Source organism: Buttiauxella cochleicola (assembly GCF_021283185.1).
Lineage (GTDB): Bacteria > Pseudomonadota > Gammaproteobacteria > Enterobacterales > Enterobacteriaceae > Buttiauxella > Buttiauxella massiliensis.
The window spans coordinates 1-19,154 of record NZ_JAJSOS010000021.1; the positions used below are offsets into that span (position 1 = coordinate 1).

General features: G+C 51.9%; 18 protein-coding genes and 1 riboswitch. Of the genes, 11 read left to right on the forward strand and 7 right to left on the reverse strand.

Features of this window, described 5'->3' with window-relative positions; all coding sequences use genetic code 11:
* The first annotated feature begins 453 nt into the window (after positions 1 to 453).
* Positions 454 to 2,043: a bifunctional phosphoribosylaminoimidazolecarboxamide formyltransferase/IMP cyclohydrolase gene (gene purH, locus LVQ76_RS21535; protein ID WP_232922439.1), complete on the forward strand. Its 1,590-nt coding sequence runs from the start codon at positions 454 to 456 to the stop codon at positions 2,041 to 2,043.
* Between the two features lie 17 nt (positions 2,044 to 2,060).
* On the forward strand, positions 2,061 to 3,353 hold the full coding sequence (gene purD / locus LVQ76_RS21540; RefSeq protein WP_232866919.1) for a phosphoribosylamine--glycine ligase: 1,293 nt from the start codon (positions 2,061 to 2,063) through the stop codon (positions 3,351 to 3,353).
* Positions 3,354 to 3,405: 52 nt separating this feature from the next.
* Here purD and LVQ76_RS21545 read toward each other — a convergent pair whose 3' ends face one another.
* The 6 genes from LVQ76_RS21545 to nudC form a co-directional block, all read right to left on the reverse strand.
* The gene (locus LVQ76_RS21545; protein ID WP_232922446.1) at positions 3,406 to 4,104 is read right to left on the reverse strand and encodes a DUF1481 domain-containing protein; all 699 of its coding nucleotides are present in this window, start codon (positions 4,102 to 4,104) and stop codon (positions 3,406 to 3,408) included.
* An 8-nt stretch (positions 4,105 to 4,112) separates the two neighbouring features.
* On the reverse strand, positions 4,113 to 4,388 hold the full coding sequence (hupA, locus tag LVQ76_RS21550) for a nucleoid-associated protein HU-alpha (protein WP_034492331.1): 276 nt from the start codon (positions 4,386 to 4,388) through the stop codon (positions 4,113 to 4,115).
* A 186-nt stretch (positions 4,389 to 4,574) separates the two neighbouring features.
* A complete protein-coding gene (locus tag LVQ76_RS21555) occupies positions 4,575 to 5,165 on the reverse strand; it encodes a YjaG family protein (RefSeq protein ID WP_154155978.1) in 591 nt (196 codons plus the stop codon).
* A gap of 43 nt (positions 5,166 to 5,208) precedes the next feature.
* A complete protein-coding gene (gene nfi / locus LVQ76_RS21560; RefSeq protein WP_232922440.1) occupies positions 5,209 to 5,880 on the reverse strand; it encodes a deoxyribonuclease V in 672 nt (223 codons plus the stop codon).
* A gap of 9 nt (positions 5,881 to 5,889) precedes the next feature.
* Positions 5,890 to 6,954, reverse strand: coding sequence for a uroporphyrinogen decarboxylase (hemE, locus tag LVQ76_RS21565; protein ID WP_232905467.1), 1,065 nt, complete (start codon positions 6,952 to 6,954; stop codon positions 5,890 to 5,892).
* Positions 6,955 to 7,005: 51 nt separating this feature from the next.
* Entirely contained in the window at positions 7,006 to 7,779 is a 774-nt protein-coding gene (nudC, locus tag LVQ76_RS21570) for an NAD(+) diphosphatase (protein ID WP_232922441.1), read from the reverse strand.
* 103 nt (positions 7,780 to 7,882) lie between these two features.
* Here nudC and rsd point away from each other — a divergent pair, with 103 nt between their 5' ends.
* The 9 genes from rsd (at position 7,883) to LVQ76_RS21615 (ending at position 14,806) form a co-directional block, all read left to right on the forward strand.
* The gene (gene rsd / locus LVQ76_RS21575; RefSeq protein ID WP_232866930.1) at positions 7,883 to 8,386 is read left to right on the forward strand and encodes a sigma D regulator; all 504 of its coding nucleotides are present in this window, start codon (positions 7,883 to 7,885) and stop codon (positions 8,384 to 8,386) included.
* A 50-nt stretch (positions 8,387 to 8,436) separates the two neighbouring features.
* Positions 8,437 to 8,550: riboswitch (TPP riboswitch) on the forward strand.
* Between the two features lie 88 nt (positions 8,551 to 8,638).
* The gene (thiC, locus tag LVQ76_RS21580) at positions 8,639 to 10,540 is read left to right on the forward strand and encodes a phosphomethylpyrimidine synthase ThiC (RefSeq protein WP_232922442.1); all 1,902 of its coding nucleotides are present in this window, start codon (positions 8,639 to 8,641) and stop codon (positions 10,538 to 10,540) included.
* Positions 10,540 to 11,175, forward strand: a complete 636-nt coding sequence (thiE, locus tag LVQ76_RS21585; RefSeq protein ID WP_232922447.1) for a thiamine phosphate synthase — start codon at positions 10,540 to 10,542, stop codon at positions 11,173 to 11,175. The genes thiC and thiE overlap by 1 nt, the downstream gene beginning before the upstream one ends.
* Positions 11,168 to 11,923: a HesA/MoeB/ThiF family protein gene (locus LVQ76_RS21590; protein ID WP_232922443.1), complete on the forward strand. Its 756-nt coding sequence runs from the start codon at positions 11,168 to 11,170 to the stop codon at positions 11,921 to 11,923. The genes thiE and LVQ76_RS21590 overlap by 8 nt, the downstream gene beginning before the upstream one ends.
* Positions 11,907 to 12,107 carry a sulfur carrier protein ThiS gene (gene thiS, locus LVQ76_RS21595; RefSeq protein ID WP_232922444.1) on the forward strand — a complete coding sequence of 67 codons (201 nt, stop codon included), beginning with the start codon at positions 11,907 to 11,909 and terminating at the stop codon, positions 12,105 to 12,107. Before LVQ76_RS21590 ends, thiS begins: the two co-directional genes overlap by 17 nt.
* 1 nt (position 12,108) lies before the next feature.
* Entirely contained in the window at positions 12,109 to 12,888 is a 780-nt protein-coding gene (thiG, locus tag LVQ76_RS21600; RefSeq protein ID WP_232866939.1) for a thiazole synthase, read from the forward strand.
* Positions 12,888 to 14,021, forward strand: a complete 1,134-nt coding sequence (gene thiH / locus LVQ76_RS21605; protein WP_232922445.1) for a 2-iminoacetate synthase ThiH — start codon at positions 12,888 to 12,890, stop codon at positions 14,019 to 14,021. Before thiG ends, thiH begins: the two co-directional genes overlap by 1 nt.
* 155 nt (positions 14,022 to 14,176) lie before the next feature.
* A complete protein-coding gene (locus LVQ76_RS21610) occupies positions 14,177 to 14,485 on the forward strand; it encodes a PTS sugar transporter subunit IIB (protein ID WP_034461506.1) in 309 nt (102 codons plus the stop codon).
* Between the two features lie 3 nt (positions 14,486 to 14,488).
* Positions 14,489 to 14,806 (forward strand): PTS lactose/cellobiose transporter subunit IIA, encoded by a 318-nt coding sequence (locus LVQ76_RS21615; protein ID WP_232905472.1) that lies wholly within the window; start codon positions 14,489 to 14,491, stop codon positions 14,804 to 14,806.
* Between the two features lie 90 nt (positions 14,807 to 14,896).
* Here LVQ76_RS21615 and rpoC read toward each other — a convergent pair whose 3' ends face one another.
* Positions 14,897 to 19,123, reverse strand: a complete 4,227-nt coding sequence (gene rpoC, locus LVQ76_RS21620; RefSeq protein ID WP_064515278.1) for a DNA-directed RNA polymerase subunit beta' — start codon at positions 19,121 to 19,123, stop codon at positions 14,897 to 14,899.
* Positions 19,124 to 19,154 lie beyond the last annotated feature (31 nt).

Sequence of the window (19,154 nt, forward strand, 5' to 3'; positions counted from 1 at the left end):
TTGTCTGATAAATTGTTAAAGAGCAGTGAGTTGCGCGCTTTCGCTTGCTAACTCGAGGTGGCGTATATTACGCTTTCCTCTTTCAGAGTCAACCCTTAATTTCAGGATATTTGACTCTCATCGCCGCCGTTACTCTGTGATGTTGTTCACATGTTCCGTGTCGATGGAGGCGCATTATAGGGAGTTCTCTTGAGGCTGCAACCCTAAATATGCGTTAATTTGACTGACTGCTGCAATCCCCAGCAAAACCCCGCCTTATACGCAGTTGTGCACAAAGTTATCCACATTCGTGATGAAGTCCTAAATTTTGCGAGCGTGACGCAAACGTTTTCGCTACAATGCACCCGCAATAAATGGACGCCCCGTTTTGGGGCGTTAGCTGAGTTTTAGGGAAAATAACTAAAATTCAGCTAACGCTCTTCTATATGCGAACCAAAGCTAAGGGATCAAACCATGCAACAACGTCGTCCTGTACGCCGCGCTCTGCTCAGTGTTTCTGACAAAGCCGGTATCGTCGAATTCGCCCAGGCGCTCTCCCAACGTGGCGTGGAGCTGCTGTCCACTGGCGGAACCGCTCATCTGCTGGCTAAAGCTGGCCTGCCGGTAACCGAAGTCTCTGACTACACCGGTTTTCCGGAGATGATGGATGGACGCGTCAAAACCCTGCATCCAAAAGTCCACGGCGGCATTCTGGGTCGTCGCGGCCAGGATGATGCGATCATGGAACAACACGCTATCTCCCCAATCGATATGGTTGTCGTCAACCTCTATCCGTTTGCCCAGACTGTTGCCCGCGAAGGCTGCTCTTTAGAAGATGCGGTAGAGAATATCGATATCGGCGGCCCAACCATGGTGCGCTCCGCGGCGAAGAACCATAAAGACGTGGCAATCGTAGTAAAGAGCGGCGACTACGAAGCGATTATTAGCGAGCTGGATGCTAATGAAGGATCTCTGACGCTCGAGACACGTTTCGATTTGGCTATTAAGGCTTTCGAACACACCGCCGCTTACGACAGCATGATCGCCAACTACTTCGGTAGCATGGTTCCTGCCTACCATGGCGAAAGCAAAGATCCTTCCGGCCGCTTCCCTCGCACGCTAAACCTGAACTTCATTAAGAAGCAGGATATGCGTTACGGTGAAAACAGCCACCAGCAAGCAGCCTTCTATATAGAAGAAGAAATTAAAGAAGCTTCCGTTGCCACCGCAACTCAGGTTCAGGGCAAAGCGCTCTCTTATAACAACATCGCTGATACCGATGCCGCGCTGGAATGTGTGAAAGAGTTTAGCGAACCTGCCTGCGTTATCGTGAAGCATGCCAACCCATGCGGTGTGGCTGTCAGCGATTCCTTATTAGATGCATACGACCGCGCCTATAAAACCGACCCAACTTCTGCATTCGGCGGCATCATCGCGTTCAACCGTGAACTGGATGCCGAAACCGCGCAGGCGATTATCTCCCGCCAGTTCGTCGAAGTGATTATCGCGCCATCAGCCAGCGACGAAGCGCTGAAGATCACAGCGGCTAAGCAAAACGTTCGCGTTCTGACTTGCGGCCAGTGGCAGCAGCGTATTCCGGGTCTGGATTTCAAACGCGTTAACGGCGGTGTGTTAGTACAGGATCGCGATCTGGGTATGGTTACTGCCGCAGACCTGCGTGTTGTCAGCAAGCGCCAGCCAACCGACCAAGAACTGCGTGATGCGCTGTTCTGCTGGAAAGTAGCGAAGTTCGTGAAGTCCAATGCGATTGTCTATGCCCGCGAGAATATGACTATTGGTATAGGTGCCGGTCAGATGAGTCGTGTTTACTCCGCCAAAATTGCTGGTATCAAAGCTGCCGATGAAGGCCTGGAAGTAAAAGGCTCCGCAATGGCATCCGATGCCTTCTTCCCATTCCGTGACGGTATTGATGCCGCAGCGGCAGTTGGTGTGAGCTGTGTTATTCAGCCTGGCGGTTCAATCCGCGACGACGAAGTGATCGCCGCCGCTGACGAACACGGGATCGCCATGATCTTTACCGACATGCGCCACTTCCGCCATTAATCCTGGAGCGTCTATAAATGAAAGTATTAGTAATAGGCAATGGCGGTCGCGAACACGCGCTGGCCTGGAAAGCGTCACAGTCACCATTAGTGCGCACGGTATTTGTTGCTCCAGGCAATGCGGGCACGGCTCTGGAACCTGCTTTGCAGAACGTGGCGATTAGCCCGACGGACATTCCCGCGCTGTTGAGTTTTGCACAAAACGAAAAAATCGACCTGACGATTGTTGGCCCAGAAGCGCCGCTGGTGATTGGCGTGGTTGATGCCTTCCGTGCGGCTGGCCTGAAAATCTTTGGCCCAACTCAGGGTGCTGCGCAGTTAGAAGGCTCCAAAGCCTTCACCAAGGATTTCCTGGCTCGCCATAAAATCCCAACTGCTGAATACCAGAACTTCACCGAAGTGGAACCTGCACTGGCTTACGTCCGTGAAAAAGGCGCGCCGATTGTGATTAAGGCCGACGGTCTGGCTGCAGGCAAAGGCGTGATTGTGGCGATGACGCTCGCTGAAGCCGAAGCCGCCGTTAACGATATGCTGGCGGGTAACGCATTCGGCGACGCCGGGCACCGTATCGTGGTGGAAGAGTTCCTTGATGGTGAAGAAGCCAGTTTCATTGTGATGGTTGACGGTAAGAATGTGCTGCCGATGGCCACCAGCCAGGATCATAAACGGGTTGGCGATGGTGATACCGGCCCGAATACTGGCGGCATGGGTGCGTACTCCCCGGCTCCGGTAGTGACTAATGAAGTCCACCAGCGTGCAATGGACCTGGTTATCTGGCCAACCGTGCGCGGTATGGCGGCTGAAGGGAATACCTACACCGGTTTCCTTTATGCAGGGCTGATGATCGACAAACAAGGTAACCCGAAGGTTATCGAGTTTAACTGCCGCTTTGGCGACCCTGAAACCCAGCCAATCATGCTGCGCCTGCAATCAGATCTGGTTGAGCTGTGCCTCGCTGCATGTGATGGCAAGCTTGATGTGACGACATCTAAGTGGGATGAGCGCCCATCTCTGGGTGTGGTGATGGCGGCTGGCGGCTACCCTGCTGATTACCGTAACGGTGATGTAATTCATGGTTTGCCACTTGAAGAAGTCGCAGACGGCAAGGTGTTCCACGCCGGAACGAAATTGCGTGAAGACGATATGGTTGTGACTAACGGTGGGCGCGTTCTGTGTGTGACCGCCTTAGGCGACACTGTCGCACAAGCGCAGCAACGTGCGTATGAGCTTATGAAGGATATCCATTGGGATGGCAGTTTCAGCCGTTCAGATATTGGCTATCGTGCTATTGAGCGTGAAAACGCGAAGTAAGACTCGAAACTCGCAGTGATATTTAACACCGCCCTCGTGGCGGTTTTTCTATTTAGAACGTAGTAGGTTTAGGCTGCCAGCTACAGTAGTCCTGGTTCGCAACCAGTAACAGCTGTGATCCTTCCGGCGCTTCAAGCCAGGCAATACTGACATCCATTGATGAATGACGCTGCCGATTCGCAATATGAGTAAGCGATATGCTGTCGAGTTTAGGCTCGATTGTCTCACCTTCACAGGTTGTCACGGTGCCATTGCTGTGCCAGCGGCCCTGTCGCAACACAACACGCCCAATGCGCAATGCTTCGCTGGTCGCTTTAGTCTGACTCGCCTGATACTGATATAAGGCGATTTGGTCATTAGAAAGCTGCTGCTTTTGACCATTCACTTCACGCTGCATGAAGCTCAGCTCACCGTGATCGTCAAAACGTACTTTTACATGCTCTGGAGGTTGGCTCTGAATCGTCATCTCAATTGAGACAAGTTGCTCGCCCTGCCAACGGTAATCATTGCTAGACGTCACCCCCTTCTGCAACGGACTAAACACCGCAAGCATATGGATGCTGCCATCATCGCTATTGTCTTTACGCCAGATGCGCACCACACCCTGATCGGCAATATAACCGCTCGCGGTAAATGGTGGGATAGGAGGTTGGCTGCTGCATGCCATTAGCAGCACTGTGCCTGCCAGCACGCCCAAAGGACGGCAGACAAACAAAAGGGGCGTAAACGCCCCTCTGCTAAAACTGTTCACTGACACTATTAGCTCTTAACAGCGTCTTTCAGTGCTTTGCCTGAAACAAATGCCGGCACGTTAGCTGCGGCGATTTTGATTTCATTACCAGTCTGTGGGTTGCGGCCAGTGCGCTCAGCACGGTGGTTTACCTTGAAGGTACCGAAACCAACCAGTTGGACAGCATCACCTTCTTTCAGAGACTCAGTAATTGCAGCCAGGGTGGATTCCAGAGCAGCTTTAGCCTGTACTTTAGACAGATCAGCCTTGTCAGCAATTACATCAATCAGTTGAGTCTTGTTCATAAGTTATCCTTACAATGTGTTTATCGCTTGCTAAGCATCGAGTGCGACGGAAATGCCAAAAAAGCACTCTCCTGCATACACGCACCGATAGCCACTTTTTTTCGCCCCACAAATGTAGACCAGACGGGGGGCTAATTGGAAGCCTTCAGGGGTGACAATTCGGACTGTAAGTCACGTTTTGCTGTCTTACTGCTGCAAATTTATACCAATATTGCTGCTACCCGCTTCACGCAAGTCCGCGCGGAGCCCTTTGATCAGCTCAACATCGCGTTCTTCACAGTCAGCCAACAGGCGGAAAATCTCCCATTGGATGTCCCATTCTTCTTCAACAGCCGGGTTTGCTCTGAGCTCTTCGTCGGTCATTTCACGACCAGCCTGGGTCATTTCCAGCATGGCAACCGTGGTGATTGATGCCTTACTGACTTCAATGGCATGTTCCAGAGTTTCCCCTGAAAGACGTGAGTGAAGTAATTCGCTAAGCGCAACGCATGCATCAATCGCCGGGTAGACACCGTAAATATCATAGTCGTCGGCAGACGGAATGCCTTCTTCGAGTTTCTCGAGTTGGCTGTCAAAGTTTACTTTCGCATCTTTGACCGTCAATGTTTCCCAAATCAAGTCGAGAATACGGCGATACAACTGAGGATCACCAAATTCAGTCTGCTGGCAGAACATGGCGTAATTCGGATACATACGTTCGCATAAAGAAGCCATGAAAGTGACATGTTGCCAACTTTCCAGTTTCTCCAGGCGCAGATGGATTGGGTTTTGTAACATAGCGATGTCTCAAAGACGGAATATTAGCGGCAGTTTACCTTAATCACCCCTGAATTGCTTGCCAGCGCGTGAAAGCCGGGCGACCCGATGCCACAGCATCTGCCCAGCGAGTGGGTTCAGGTAAGCGGTAACCCAACAGACAGCGATTCACCCATAGCAAGGCCGTATCAAGGCTTACACGGTGACCTGTGGAGACAAACAACGGATTGCAGCGCTTTTTACTGCGTAACACCCACGCAAGCGCTTCACCTTTGTCGCTCAGCAACTGGCATGAACCAGGTTCTTCAGATAACGGTTCAAACTTCCCACACAGACGTTTCTTGGCAACGCCAATCGTCGGTACATCCACCAGCAGGCCAAAATGGGCGGCTACGCCCAAACGCCGTGGGTGCGAAATACCATGGCCATCAACAAAAAGCAGATCTGGTTTTTGCGACAGCATTTCCCAAGCGGCAAGCAGTGCAGGATATTCGCGAAACGAGAGGAAACCGGGGATATAAGGCATTGAGGTGGCGACACGCGCCACCTGATATTCAACCAGTTCAAGGGAAGGATATTGCAATAATACAATGGCGGCTCGTGTAACCTCACCGCCCTGCTCAAACCCAACGTCAGCCCCGGCGATTAACCTGGGAGGATCCTGCTCAAGACGATCCTCACGGATCACCTGTGAAGCAAGTTCGATTTGTTGTGCGCGCAAGAATGCAAGATCCATCACTGATCCTTACTCGTGATACGGCTTCGACAAACGGTGCACTGCTTCAACAAATGCACCCGCGTGTTCTGGCGGAACATCCTGGTGAATGCCATGACCCAGGTTAAACACGTGGCCTTCACCTTTACCGAACCCAGCCAGAATAGTCGCCACTTCTTCTTCAATGCGTGCCGGCTGTGCATACAACATGGATGGGTCCATATTGCCCTGCAACGCCACTTTATGACCGACGCGACGGCGAGCATCGGCGATGTCAGTCGTCCAGTCTAACCCCAGCGCATCACATCCCGTTTCAGCCATTGCTTCCAGCCATTGACCGCCGCCTTTGGTGAACATCGTCACAGGCACTCGGCGGCCTTCATTTTCACGCAGCAGGCCATCGATGATTTTATGCATGTAGTAGAGAGAGAACTGCTGATAATCACGCCCGGTCAGCACGCCGCCCCAGGTATCGAAAATCATCACCGACTGTGCGCCCGCTTTGATTTGCGCATTCAGGTACTGCGTGACGCTTTGCGCCAGCTTATCGAGTAGAAGATGCAGCGCTTGCGGGTCGGCATACATCATCTTTTTGATCACGGTAAACGCTTTGCTGCTGCCGCCTTCGACCATGTAGGTTGCCAGCGTCCATGGGCTGCCGGTGAAACCAATCAGCGGCACTTCGCCTTTTAGTTCACGGCGAATAGTACGCACCGCGTTCATCACATAGCCCAGTTCATCTTCCGGATCGGGAATTGGCAACTTTTCAACATCAGCACGGCTGGTAATTGGCGAGCGGAAACGTGGGCCTTCACCCGCTTCAAAATAGAGGCCAAGCCCCATCGCATCCGGCACGGTGAGGATGTCGGAGAAGAGGATCGCCGCATCAAGCTTGTAGCGACGCAGCGGCTGCAAAGTCACTTCGCAAGCCAGGTCAGCGTTTTTGCACAGCGACATAAAATCGCCGGCCTGCGCACGTGTCGCTTTGTATTCTGGCAAGTAACGACCTGCCTGCCTCATCATCCATACTGGCGTGGTATCTACAGGCTGGCGTTGCAGCGCCCGCAGGTAACGATCGTTCTTCAGTTCAGTCATTTTGCATTTCCTTTGGCTGGAACTCTAAATACATTCCGCCAGTTTACCACGTCATTCATACTCTGCCCGACACAGGGCGACAGTGTCTTCAATCAGGCGACGAGCCACCGTACCCGGTGGCGGTAATAACGGAAGTTGGTCATAGCGATACCAGCCCGCATCAATTAACTCTTTCGGGTCGATTTTAATGTCACCGCTGTGATATTCCGCCATGAACGCGGTCATCAGCGATTGCGGGAACGGCCAGGGTTGCGAGGTGACATAACGTAAGTTTTTCACGCGAATGCTGCTCTCTTCCATCACCTCACGCGCCACTGCCTGCTCGAGGGTTTCTCCAACTTCGACAAACCCGGCCAGCACGGTATAAACCCCACCGCGATGGCGTGTGTGCTGAGCAAGCAGGATATGGTCGTCACGACGGATAGCCACGATGATGCACGGTGAAATTTGTGGATAGTAGCGTTCACGACAATGGTTACACAGCATCGCCCATTCGGTTTTGCTGACGTGCATTTCATGGCCACAGTAGCCACAAAACTTATGCGAGCGATAGAACTCCGCCAACTGCACGCCACGACCAGCAAGTTGAAATAACCCTGGATCCTGGTCAATAACCTGGCGCACTGAGCCCATATCCGCACGGCGATGTTGCCGCACTAACCACACCGGCTCATTTTCCCACTCGCCGATAGACATCCCAACCGCACCATCAAGCTGAAAATCTTGTGCCGCTCCGTGAGGTAGCTCACCTTTCGGCAACCACAATTTTTGTTCATGACTGACGATAAACCAGCCCTGATCTAACTTTTGAATTACACGTTCCATAACCTGGTGCACATCCCCGAGTTCGCTGGTATAAACAAATGGTCGTAACAATTTTGGGTACGTTTGCGTTACATCTTTTACTCACGGAATCACGGAGTCAATCATGCTTAACCAGTTAGAAAATCTGACTGAGCGCGTCGGTGGTAGTAATGAGTTAATCGACCAATGGCTACATGCCCGCAAACATTTATTGGTGGCTTATTACAATATGGTTGGGATCAAGCCTAACAAGGAATCCCATACCGCGCTCAATGAAAAGGCTCTGGATAACTTTTGCCATAATTTGGTGGATTATCTTTCTGCCGGTCATTTCAATATTTATGAACGCATTATCAGCGAAATGGAAGGTAGCAGCCCACTTTTAGCCGCAACTCATCTTTATCCGCAGCTTGAAGCCAACACCCAGCACATTATGGATTTTTACGATTCGCATCTCGAAAGTGCTATCGATGATGATAACTATATTGAGTTCCAGAAAGCGTTATCCGGCATCGGTGAAGCGCTGGAATCACGTTTTTCACTGGAAGATAAACTCATTCAGTTAGCTTACGACCACGATATAAATGACAGTGCTAACGATACCGGCAGCCTTGCACGTCCGGCTTGAGTTCTGCGCTGTTAACGAGTAGTTTACATAACGACCCGTAGCAATACGGGTTTATCTTGTCGGAGTGCCGAGTGTTTAATTGAACACCGGCTGAGACCGTTAATTCGGGATCCGCGGAACCTGATCAGGCTAATACCTGCGAAGGGAACAAGAGTAATTCTGCTTTTGGGTTCACCCGTACGCGGGCGCCCCACATTCATTACTCCTCCGTTGTTCTGACAAGCCACTCCTTGATATTTACTGGAATGAGCTATGTCTATTACTGAAAAAAAACCAAACCGCCGCGAACAACGCGCTGCTGCCCAGCATTTTATCAATACGCTGGAAGGTACTGCTTTCCCTAATTCCCAACGCATTTATCTCACTGGCTCACGCGATGATATCCGCGTACCGATGCGCGAAATTCAACTCAGCCCAACAGCAACGGGCGGTACGAAAGAAAATCCTCTGTTCACCCCTAACGATGCGATACCGGTGTATGACACTTCGGGTCCGTATGGCGACCCGGCAATCAGTATCGACGTTCTGCGCGGGCTTCCACCACTGCGTGAAAGCTGGATTAGCGAGCGTGATGATTGCGAAACACTGACCGATCGTAGCTCTGCATATACCAAAGAGCGCCTGGCTGATGACGGCCTGGACGAATTGCGTTTTGAAACACAACTCACGCCTAAGCGCGCTAAAGCTGGGAAAATCGTTACACAACTGCACTATGCACGTCAGGGAATTGTGACGCCGGAAATGGAGTTTATCGCCGTCCGTGAAAACATGGGCCGCGAACGCGTTCGCGATGAAGTGTTACGCCACCAGCATCCAGGGCAGGGTTTTGGCGCGCGCCTGCCGGAAAATATTACCCCTGAGTTTGTACGTGACGAAGTCGCCGCAGGCCGGGCAATTATCCCTGCCAACATCAACCACCCCGAATCGGAACCGATGATTATCGGCCGTAATTTCCTTGTCAAAGTGAATGCCAATATCGGCAACTCAGCGGTCACCTCCTCCATTGAAGAAGAAGTGGAAAAACTGGTCTGGTCAACGCGCTGGGGCGCAGACACCGTGATGGATCTTTCTACCGGCCGCTATATCCACGAAACCCGCGAATGGATTTTGCGTAATAGCCCTGTGCCAATCGGCACCGTGCCAATCTACCAGGCACTAGAAAAAGTAAACGGCATCGCCGAAGACCTGACCTGGGAAATGTTCCGCGACACACTTCTGGAACAGGCCGAGCAAGGTGTGGATTACTTTACTATTCACGCCGGAGTCTTGCTGCGCTATGTGCCGATGACCGCCAAACGCCTGACCGGAATTGTTTCACGCGGAGGATCGATTATGGCGAAATGGTGCCTGTCGCATCATCAGGAAAACTTCCTGTATGAACACTTCCGCGAAATTTGCAAAATCTGTGCCGCTTATGACGTTTCACTCTCACTGGGTGACGGCCTGCGCCCTGGCTCCATTCAGGATGCCAACGATGAAGCGCAATTCTCTGAGCTGCATACGCTTGGCGAGTTGACCAAAATTGCCTGGGAATACGATGTACAGGTAATGATTGAAGGCCCGGGACATGTGCCGATGCAGATGATCCGCCGCAACATGACCGAAGAACTAGAGCATTGCCACGAAGCGCCGTTCTACACTCTTGGCCCGTTGACCACTGACATTGCGCCCGGTTACGACCATTTCACATCAGGGATTGGCGCGGCCATGATTGGCTGGTTCGGCTGCGCGATGCTGTGCTACGTCACGCCAAAAGAGCACCTCGGCCTGCCGAATAAAGAAGATGTGAAACAGGGGCTGATTACCTACAAAATTGCGGCGCATGCCGCAGATCTGGCAAAAGGTCACCCTGGAGCGCAAATCCGCGATAACGCCATGTCGAAAGCCCGCTTTGAATTCCGCTGGGAAGACCAGTTTAACCTGGCTCTCGATCCCTTCACCGCTCGCGCCTATCACGATGAAACGCTACCGCAGGAATCCGGCAAAGTCGCGCACTTCTGTTCAATGTGCGGACCAAAATTCTGCTCGATGAAAATATCCCAGGAAGTCCGCGATTTCGCGGCTAAGCAAGCCATAGAAGTAGGCATGGACGATATGTCGCAATCCTTCCGGGCAAAAGGTGGCGAAATTTATCTGCGTCAGGAGGAAGTGTGATGAACACAACTGCATTTCCAGCCGTTCCCCAACGCCTGGGTTTGTATCCGGTGGTGGATAGCGTTGAGTGGATTGCCCGTCTGCTTGAAGCTGGCGTGCGCACCATTCAACTGCGCATCAAGGATAAAAGCGACGAAGCAGTGGAAGCCGATATTGCGGCGGCTATCGAACTTGGCAAACGCTATGAAGCGCGTCTGTTTATTAACGATTACTGGCAACTGGCGATAAAGCATCACGCATACGGTATTCACCTGGGCCAGGAAGATATGGATGTGGCGAATCTGGATGCCATTCGCGATGCCGGCCTGCGCCTCGGGCTTTCAACACACGACAATATGGAAATGGATCGCGCACTAATGGCGTGCCCTTCTTACATCGCGTTGGGGCATGTTTTTCCAACTCAAACCAAGCAGATGCCGTCCGCTCCACAGGGGCTTTCGCAACTCGCAGCCCACATCAAAACGCTGGGCGATTACCCGACTGTCGCCATCGGTGGAATAAGCATTGAGCGCGTTCCTGCTGTACTCGCAACGGGCGTTGGAAGTGTCGCGGTCGTCAGCGCAATCACACAGGCCGCCGACTGGCGAGCGGCTACCGCTCAGCTTCTTGAACTTGTGGGAGCTGGCGATGAATGATGCAGATTTCATGCGTTACAGCCGCCAGCTGTTGCTGGAAGACATCGCTATTGAAGGGCAGCAAAAACTGCTCGCCAGCAAAGTCTTAATCGTCGGGCTTGGCGGGCTAGGTTCACCAGCCGCGTTATATCTTGCTGCTGCGGGCGTGGGTACTTTGATTCTCGCCGACGATGACAACGTGCATATCAGTAATTTACAGCGCCAGATTCTGTTTACCTCTCAGGATTTGGAACAGCCGAAATCGCTGGCCGCCCAACGCCATCTTCAGAAGCTTAACCCGGATATTACGCTCCAGGTTATTAGCGAGCGTTTAGCGGGAGAAACGTTGAACATAGCGGTAAAGAACGCCGATCTGGTGCTCGATTGTAGCGATAACATGGCGACGCGGCATGGGATTAACGCTGCGTGCGTTGCGCATAACAAACCGTTGATTTCCGCCAGCGCGGTGGGGTTTGGCGGGCAACTGATGGTTCTTACGCCACCATGGGAAAACGGCTGTTATCGCTGCGTCTGGCCTGATGAACACGAACCGGAACGCAATTGCCGCACCGCAGGCATTATCGGCCCGGTGGTTGGAGTCATGGGAACATTGCAGGCACTTGAAGCCATAAAAGTGATAAGTGGCATGCTTCCCGCTGCCGGGACTTTGCGCCTGTTCGACGCCCGCCAACACAGCTGGCGCTCCCTCGCAATGCAAAAAGCAGCTAATTGCCCGGTATGCGGAGGGCTAGATGCACATCCACTTTAACGACGAACCAATGCATTGCCCAGATAACCTGACGCTGGAAAATTTGTTGGAACAGTTGCGTTTAATGAGGCCAGGGATCGCACTGGCCATCAACCAGACTATCGTTCCACGCGAGCAATGGGAGACACATTTCTTGAATGATGGCGACAAAATCTTGCTTTTTCAGGCCATAGCCGGGGGTTAACATGCTACAGATTGCTGATAAAACTTTCTCGTCACGATTATTCACCGGTACCGGGAAATTCTCTTCGCCGCAGGTGATGGTCGAGGCCATTCGCGCCTCCGGTTCCCAACTGGTGACAATGGCAATGAAACGTGTCGATTTGCGTAACCATAACGATGCGATCCTCGCGCCATTGCTTGAAGCGGGCGTGCAGTTACTACCGAATACATCCGGAGCCAAAACGGCGGAAGAAGCGATTTTTGCCGCTCAACTGGCCCGTGAAGCGCTTGGTACGCATTGGGTAAAACTGGAAATCCACCCCGACACCCGCTATTTGCTGCCCGATCCCATCGAAACGCTGAAAGCGGCTGAGAAGCTCGTCAAACTGGGTTTTGTGGTATTGCCTTATTGCGGTGCCGATCCGGTTTTGTGCAAACGACTGGAGGACGCGGGATGCGCGGCGGTCATGCCGCTTGGAGCGCCAATTGGTTCGAATCAGGGCTTACAAACCCGCGCGTTTTTAGAAATTATTATCGACCAGGCTCGCGTGCCGGTTGTAATTGATGCAGGCATCGGTGCGCCAAGCCATGCCGCTGAAGCCATGGAATTGGGTGCTTCAGCGGTACTGGTGAATACCGCCATTGCAGTTGCGCGAGATCCCATTCAAATGGCCCACGCTTTCCGCATGGCCGTTGAAGCAGGAGCAATTGCCGCTCAATCAGGTTTAGGAGCACGCCACCAGCAGGCGCAAGCTTCCAGCCCGTTAACCCAGTTTCTGCAATTCAGCCAGGAGGTCTTGTGATGGCACAAACCTTCACCGACCGTTGGCGTGAACTGGACTGGGACGATATAACCCTTCGCATCAACAGCAAAACGGGAGCCGATGTGGAGCGAGCATTGAGCGCACGCAAACTCACCCGCGACGACCTGATGGCACTGCTCTCCCCTGCCGCCAGCTACTATCTCGAACCGCTCGCCCAGCGCGCACAGCAATTAACCCGCCAGCGTTTTGGTAACACGGTGAGTTTTTATGTGCCGCTTTATCTCTCGAATCTCTGCGCTAACGATTGTACTTATTGCGGTTTTTCGATGAGTAACAAGCTCAAACGTAAAACGCTGGATGAACAAGAGATTGGGCGAGAGTGCGAGGCGATTCGCAAACTAGGCTTTGAGCATTTGCTGTTGGTGACAGGCGAACACCAAACTAAAGTGGGAATGGACTATTTCCGGCAGCATCTTCCGGCCATTCGCCGCCAGTTCAGCTCGCTGCAAATGGAGGTGCAGCCATTGGACGAGCATGAATACGCCGAACTGAAAACCCTCGGTCTGGATGGTGTGATGGTTTACCAGGAAACCTATCATCAGGCGGTATATGCGCAGCATCATCTGCGCGGAAATAAGCAGGATTTCTTCTGGCGCCTGGAAACGCCGGACAGGCTTGGCCGCGCGGGGATAGATAAAATAGGTCTCGGCGCGTTGATTGGTTTATCGGACAGCTGGCGCACCGACTGTTTTATGGTGGCAGAGCACTTACTATGGCTTCAGCAAAACTACTGGCAAAGCCGTTATTCGATTTCATTTCCGCGATTACGCCCCTGTGCAGGCGGCGTAGAACCGGCATCGGTAATGACAGAAAGCCAACTGGTGCAGGTGATATGCGCGTTTCGCCTGCTTTCTCCCGATGTCGAGCTTTCACTTTCTACTCGTGAATCACCGTGGTTCCGGGATCATATGATCCCACTCGCCATCAACAATGTGAGTGCGTTCTCTAAAACTCAGCCCGGAGGGTACGCCGATAATCACCCTGAGCTTGAGCAGTTTGCACCGCACGACGGGCGCACTCCGGTGGAAGTAGCTGAGGCATTAACACGCTCAGGCTTACAACCTGTGTGGAAAGATTGGGATAGTTTTCTGGGGAGAGTTCATTTTAGCTAATCAGGCTGACTTGGCTGGAAACGCAAAATGTAACCGGTTTCAGTCTATCTAAGTTTCTTTTGTGACACCTCACACACAATCACTGCAAAGCGGTTGTTGTACCGGGGCGTCACGGATAATTATCTGTGTATCCAACGGACACTGAGAGCAGATCTATGAAGAATATCGTTTTGTGTTGTGCAGCGGGTATGTCGACTAGCATTTTGGTCCAACGTATGAAGGACGCCGCTCAGAAGAAAGGTATTGAAGTCTCAATCAAGGCAGTGCCGGTTGCAGAATTTAAAGACAATATCGACACCGCCGATATCGTGCTGCTGGGTCCACAGGTTAAATACGAACACGCCAAGCTTCAAGCGATTGCAGAGCCGATGGGTAAAACGGTTGCTGTTATCGACATGATGGATTACGGCATGATGAAAGGCGATGTTGTGCTCGAGAAAGCTTTGAAAATGATGGAGTCATAAGACGTGGATGATTTAGAAACGATTATCATGGAATTGTTGGTTAATGCCGGTAGCGCGCGCAGCCAGGCACTGACAGCTCTGCAAATGGCCCGTAAAGGGGATTTCGTAGCAGCTCAACAAGCGATGGAAGAGTCTCGTGAGTTTGTGAAACATGCGCATAAAATTCAGACCCAACTTATCGGGTTAGATGAAGGCTCTGGCAAACTGCCGGTTAACTTGATTACCGTACACTCCCAGGACCACCTGATGAACGCGATGGTGATTCAGGATTTGGCCGAAGACATGATTGAACTGTATCGCCGCCTACCGCTAGCTAACTGATTTTTCGTTCCTTTCAGTTTTAACGCTTCAGATTTCAGGCATAAAAAAACCGCTCTTTCGAGCGGTTTTTGTTTTTGGCGTCTCTAACGATTAATCGTTATCGTTACCGCCCAGATTACCTGCGTTCAGCAATTCTGCCAGGCTGGCAGTTGCATCTGCTGCAGTGACCTGAGGTACAACTGGCGCTTCGCCCGCTGCACGACGGCGCATACGATCCTGGTGGTACGCATAACCGGTACCAGCAGGGATCAAACGACCGACGATAACGTTCTCTTTCAGGCCGCGCAGTTCGTCACGTTTACCCGCAACAGCTGCTTCGGTAAGCACACGAGTTGTCTCCTGGAACGATGCCGCGGAGATGAAGGACTCGGTTGCCAGAGAGGCTTTGGTGATACCCAGCAGATCGCGTGAGAAGGACACGTTGATCTTGCCGTTCGCTTCCAGTTCGCGGTTAGCGATCTTGACGCGAGAGTATTCAGCCTGCTCACCTTCCAGGAAGTCAGAACTACCAGCGTTAACGATGGTTGCTTTACGCAACATCTGACGCACGATTACTTCGATGTGTTTATCGTTAATCTTAACGCCTTGCAGACGGTAAACGTCCTGCACTTCGTTGGTGATGTAACGAGTCACAGCATACACGCCACGCAGACGCAGAATGTCGTGCGGAGATTCTGGACCATCGGAAACAACGTCACCGCGTTCTACAACTTCGCCTTCGAACACGTTCAGCTGACGCCACTTAGGAATCATCTCTTCGTAAGCATCGCTGCCGTCGAGTGGAGAGATAACCAGACGGCGTTTGCCTTTGGTTTCTTTACCGAAGGAGATGATCCCGCTGATTTCAGCAAGGATAGCAGGCTCTTTCGGACGACGTGCTTCGAACAGGTCAGCAACGCGTGGCAGACCACCGGTGATGTCCTTGGTACCACTTGATTCCTGTGGAATACGCGCCAGCGCGTCACCAGAGTGAATCTGAGTACCATCTTCCAGCTGAACAATCGCTTTACCTGGCAGGAAGTACTGAGCTGGCATATCTGTACCAGGGATCAGAACGTCGTTGCCTTGAGCATCAACAATTTTCAGTGCTGGACGCAGATCTTTACCACCCGCGGTACGTTCTGCAGAATCCAGAACAACCAGAGATGACAAGCCTGTCAGTTCGTCAGTTTGACGAGTAATGGTCTGGCCATCAACCATGTCAGTAAAGCGGATGAAACCACTTACTTCGGAGACGACTGGCATTGTGTGCGGATCCCAGTTTGCTACGGTCTCGCCCGCTGCAATCTGCTCGCCATCACCTTTACCCATTACCGCACCGTAAGGAACTTTATAGCTCTCTTTAGTACGACCGAATTCATCAATCAGTTTCAGTTCAGTGTTACGAGAAGTCACTACCAGTTTACCGGCAGAGTTCACAACCGACTTCGCGTTGCTGAGCTTGATGCTACCTTTGTTCTTAACCTGAATGCTGGATTCAGCAGCAGAACGAGATGCCGCACCACCGATGTGGAACGTACGCATCGTCAGCTGAGTACCTGGTTCACCGATGGACTGTGCCGCGATAACCCCGATAGCTTCACCTTTGTTGATGATGTGACCACGTGCCAGGTCGCGACCATAGCAGTGTGCACACACGCCGAAGTCGGTTTCACAACCAACAACAGAACGTACTTTCACGCTATCAACAGAGTTAAGTTCTAACACGTCACACCACTGCTCATCGATCAGGGTGTTACGGGTTACCAGGATGTCTGCAGTACCCGGCTTGATCACATCTTCAGCCGTTACACGGCCCAGAACGCGGTCGCGCAGTGGTTCTTTAACATCGCCGCCTTCGATAACCGGAGTCATCGTGATACCTTCGAGGGTGCCACAATCGTCTTCGGTAACAACCAGATCCTGTGCAACGTCAACCAGACGACGCGTCAGATAACCGGAGTTCGCAGTTTTCAGTGCGGTATCCGCCAAGCCTTTACGAGCACCGTGCGTGGAGATGAAGTACTGGAGTACGTTCAGACCTTCACGGAAGTTCGCGGTGATTGGCGTTTCGATGATGGAGCCATCTGGCTTAGCCATCAGACCACGCATACCAGCCAACTGACGAATCTGTGCTGCAGAACCACGAGCACCGGAGTCGGCCATCATGTAAATGCTGTTGAAGGAAACTTGCTGCTCTTCGACGCCGTCACGGTTAATAACGGATTCGGTTTGCAGGTTGTCCATCATCGCTTTAGATACACGATCGTTCGCCGCAGCCCAGATATCGATTACTTTGTTATAGCGTTCGCCGGCTGTTACCAGACCAGACTGGAACTGTTCCTGAATTTCAGCAACTTCAGCTTCCGCTTCAGAGATGATTTCAGTTTTCTTCGCAGGGATGACCATGTCATCGATACCAACGGATACACCTGAACGCGCTGCATAAGCAAAGCCGGTGTACATCGTTTGGTCAGCAAAGATTACCGTAGGCTTCAGGCCCAGAATACGATAACAAGTGTTCAGCATTTTGGAGATTGCCTTCTTGCCCAGCGCCTGGTTGACGATGGAGTAAGGCAGACCTTTCGGTACGATCATCCACAAAATCGCACGACCTACGGTAGTGTCGATAATGCTGGTTTTGGCAACGAACTCTTCGTTCTCGCCTTTTTCATATTCAGTGATACGCACTTTTACACGCGCATGCAGAGAGGCCAGACCTGCGCGATAGATACGCTCAGCTTCTTTAGGGCCAGTCAGCACCATGCCTTCGCCTTTGGCGTTAACACAGTCACGGGTCATGTAGTACAGACCCAATACAACGTCCTGAGAAGGAACGATGATTGGCTCGCCGTTCGCTGGTGACAGGATGTTGTTGGTAGACATCATCAGCGCACGCGCTTCCAACTGAGCTTCAAGCGTCAGTGGAACGTGTACTGCCATCTGGTCACCATCGAAGTCGGCGTTATATGCCGCACAAACCAGCGGGTGCAGCTGGATAGCTTTACCTTCGATCAGTACTGGCTCAAATGCCTGGATACCCAAACGGTGCAGAGTTGGTGCACGGTTCAGCAGTACCGGGTGTTCGCGGATAACTTCGTCCAGGATATCCCAAACGACAGCTTCTTCGCGCTCAACCATTTTCTTCGCAGCTTTAATGGTGGTAGCAAGACCACGCAGTTCCAGCTTGCCGTAGATGAACGGTTTGAACAGCTCCAGTGCCATTTTCTTAGGCAGACCGCACTGATGCAGACGCAGGTATGGACCTACGGTGATTACAGAACGACCGGAGTAGTCAACACGTTTACCCAACAAGTTCTGACGGAAACGACCCTGCTTACCTTTGATCATATCGGCCAAAGATTTCAGAGGACGCTTGTTAGAACCGGTGATGGCACGACCGCGACGGCCGTTATCCAGCAGGGCATCTACCGCTTCCTGCAACATACGTTTTTCGTTACGTACGATGATGTCAGGAGCAGCCAGATCCAGCAGGCGTTTCAAACGGTTGTTACGGTTGATAACGCGACGATACAGATCGTTCAGATCCGACGTTGCGAAACGACCGCCGTCCAGCGGAACTAATGGACGCAGATCTGGCGGCAGAACCGGCAGAACGGTCAGGATCATCCACTCTGGTTTGTTACCAGATTGAACGAACGCTTCCAGCAGTTTGATACGCTTGGTCAGCTTTTTACGTTTGGTTTCGGAGTTGGTTTCGTTCAGCTCTTCACGCAGAGTTTCACACTCTTGCTCCAGATCCATGTTTTTCAACAAGGCCTGAATAGCTTCCGCACCCATCTTCGCATCGAATTCGTCACCGAACTCTTCCAGCGCATCAAGATACTGCTCTTCAGTCAGGATCTGACGACGCTCGAGGTTGGTCATCCCGCCTTCGATTACCACATATGATTCGAAGTAAAGTACACGTTCGATATCACGCAGTGGCATATCCAGCAGCAAGCCGATACGAGACGGCAGTGACTTCAGGAACCAAATGTGTGCAGTTGGGGAAGCCAGCTCGATGTGACCCATGCGCTCACGGCGCACTTTAGTTTGGGTAACTTCAACGCCACACTTCTCACAAATAACACCACGGTGTTTCAGGCGCTTGTACTTACCGCACAGGCACTCATAGTCTTTTACTGGCCCAAAAATACGAGCACAGAACAGACCGTCACGTTCTGGTTTGAACGTACGATAGTTAATGGTTTCCGGCTTTTTAACTTCGCCGAACGACCAAGAACGGATCATGTCTGGCGATGCCAGAGCAATTTTGATCGCATCAAACTCTTCGGTCTTAGTTTGCGCTTTCAGAAACTTAAGTAAGTCTTTCACGGATTAGCTCCCGTCGGAGTGAGACTTCTCA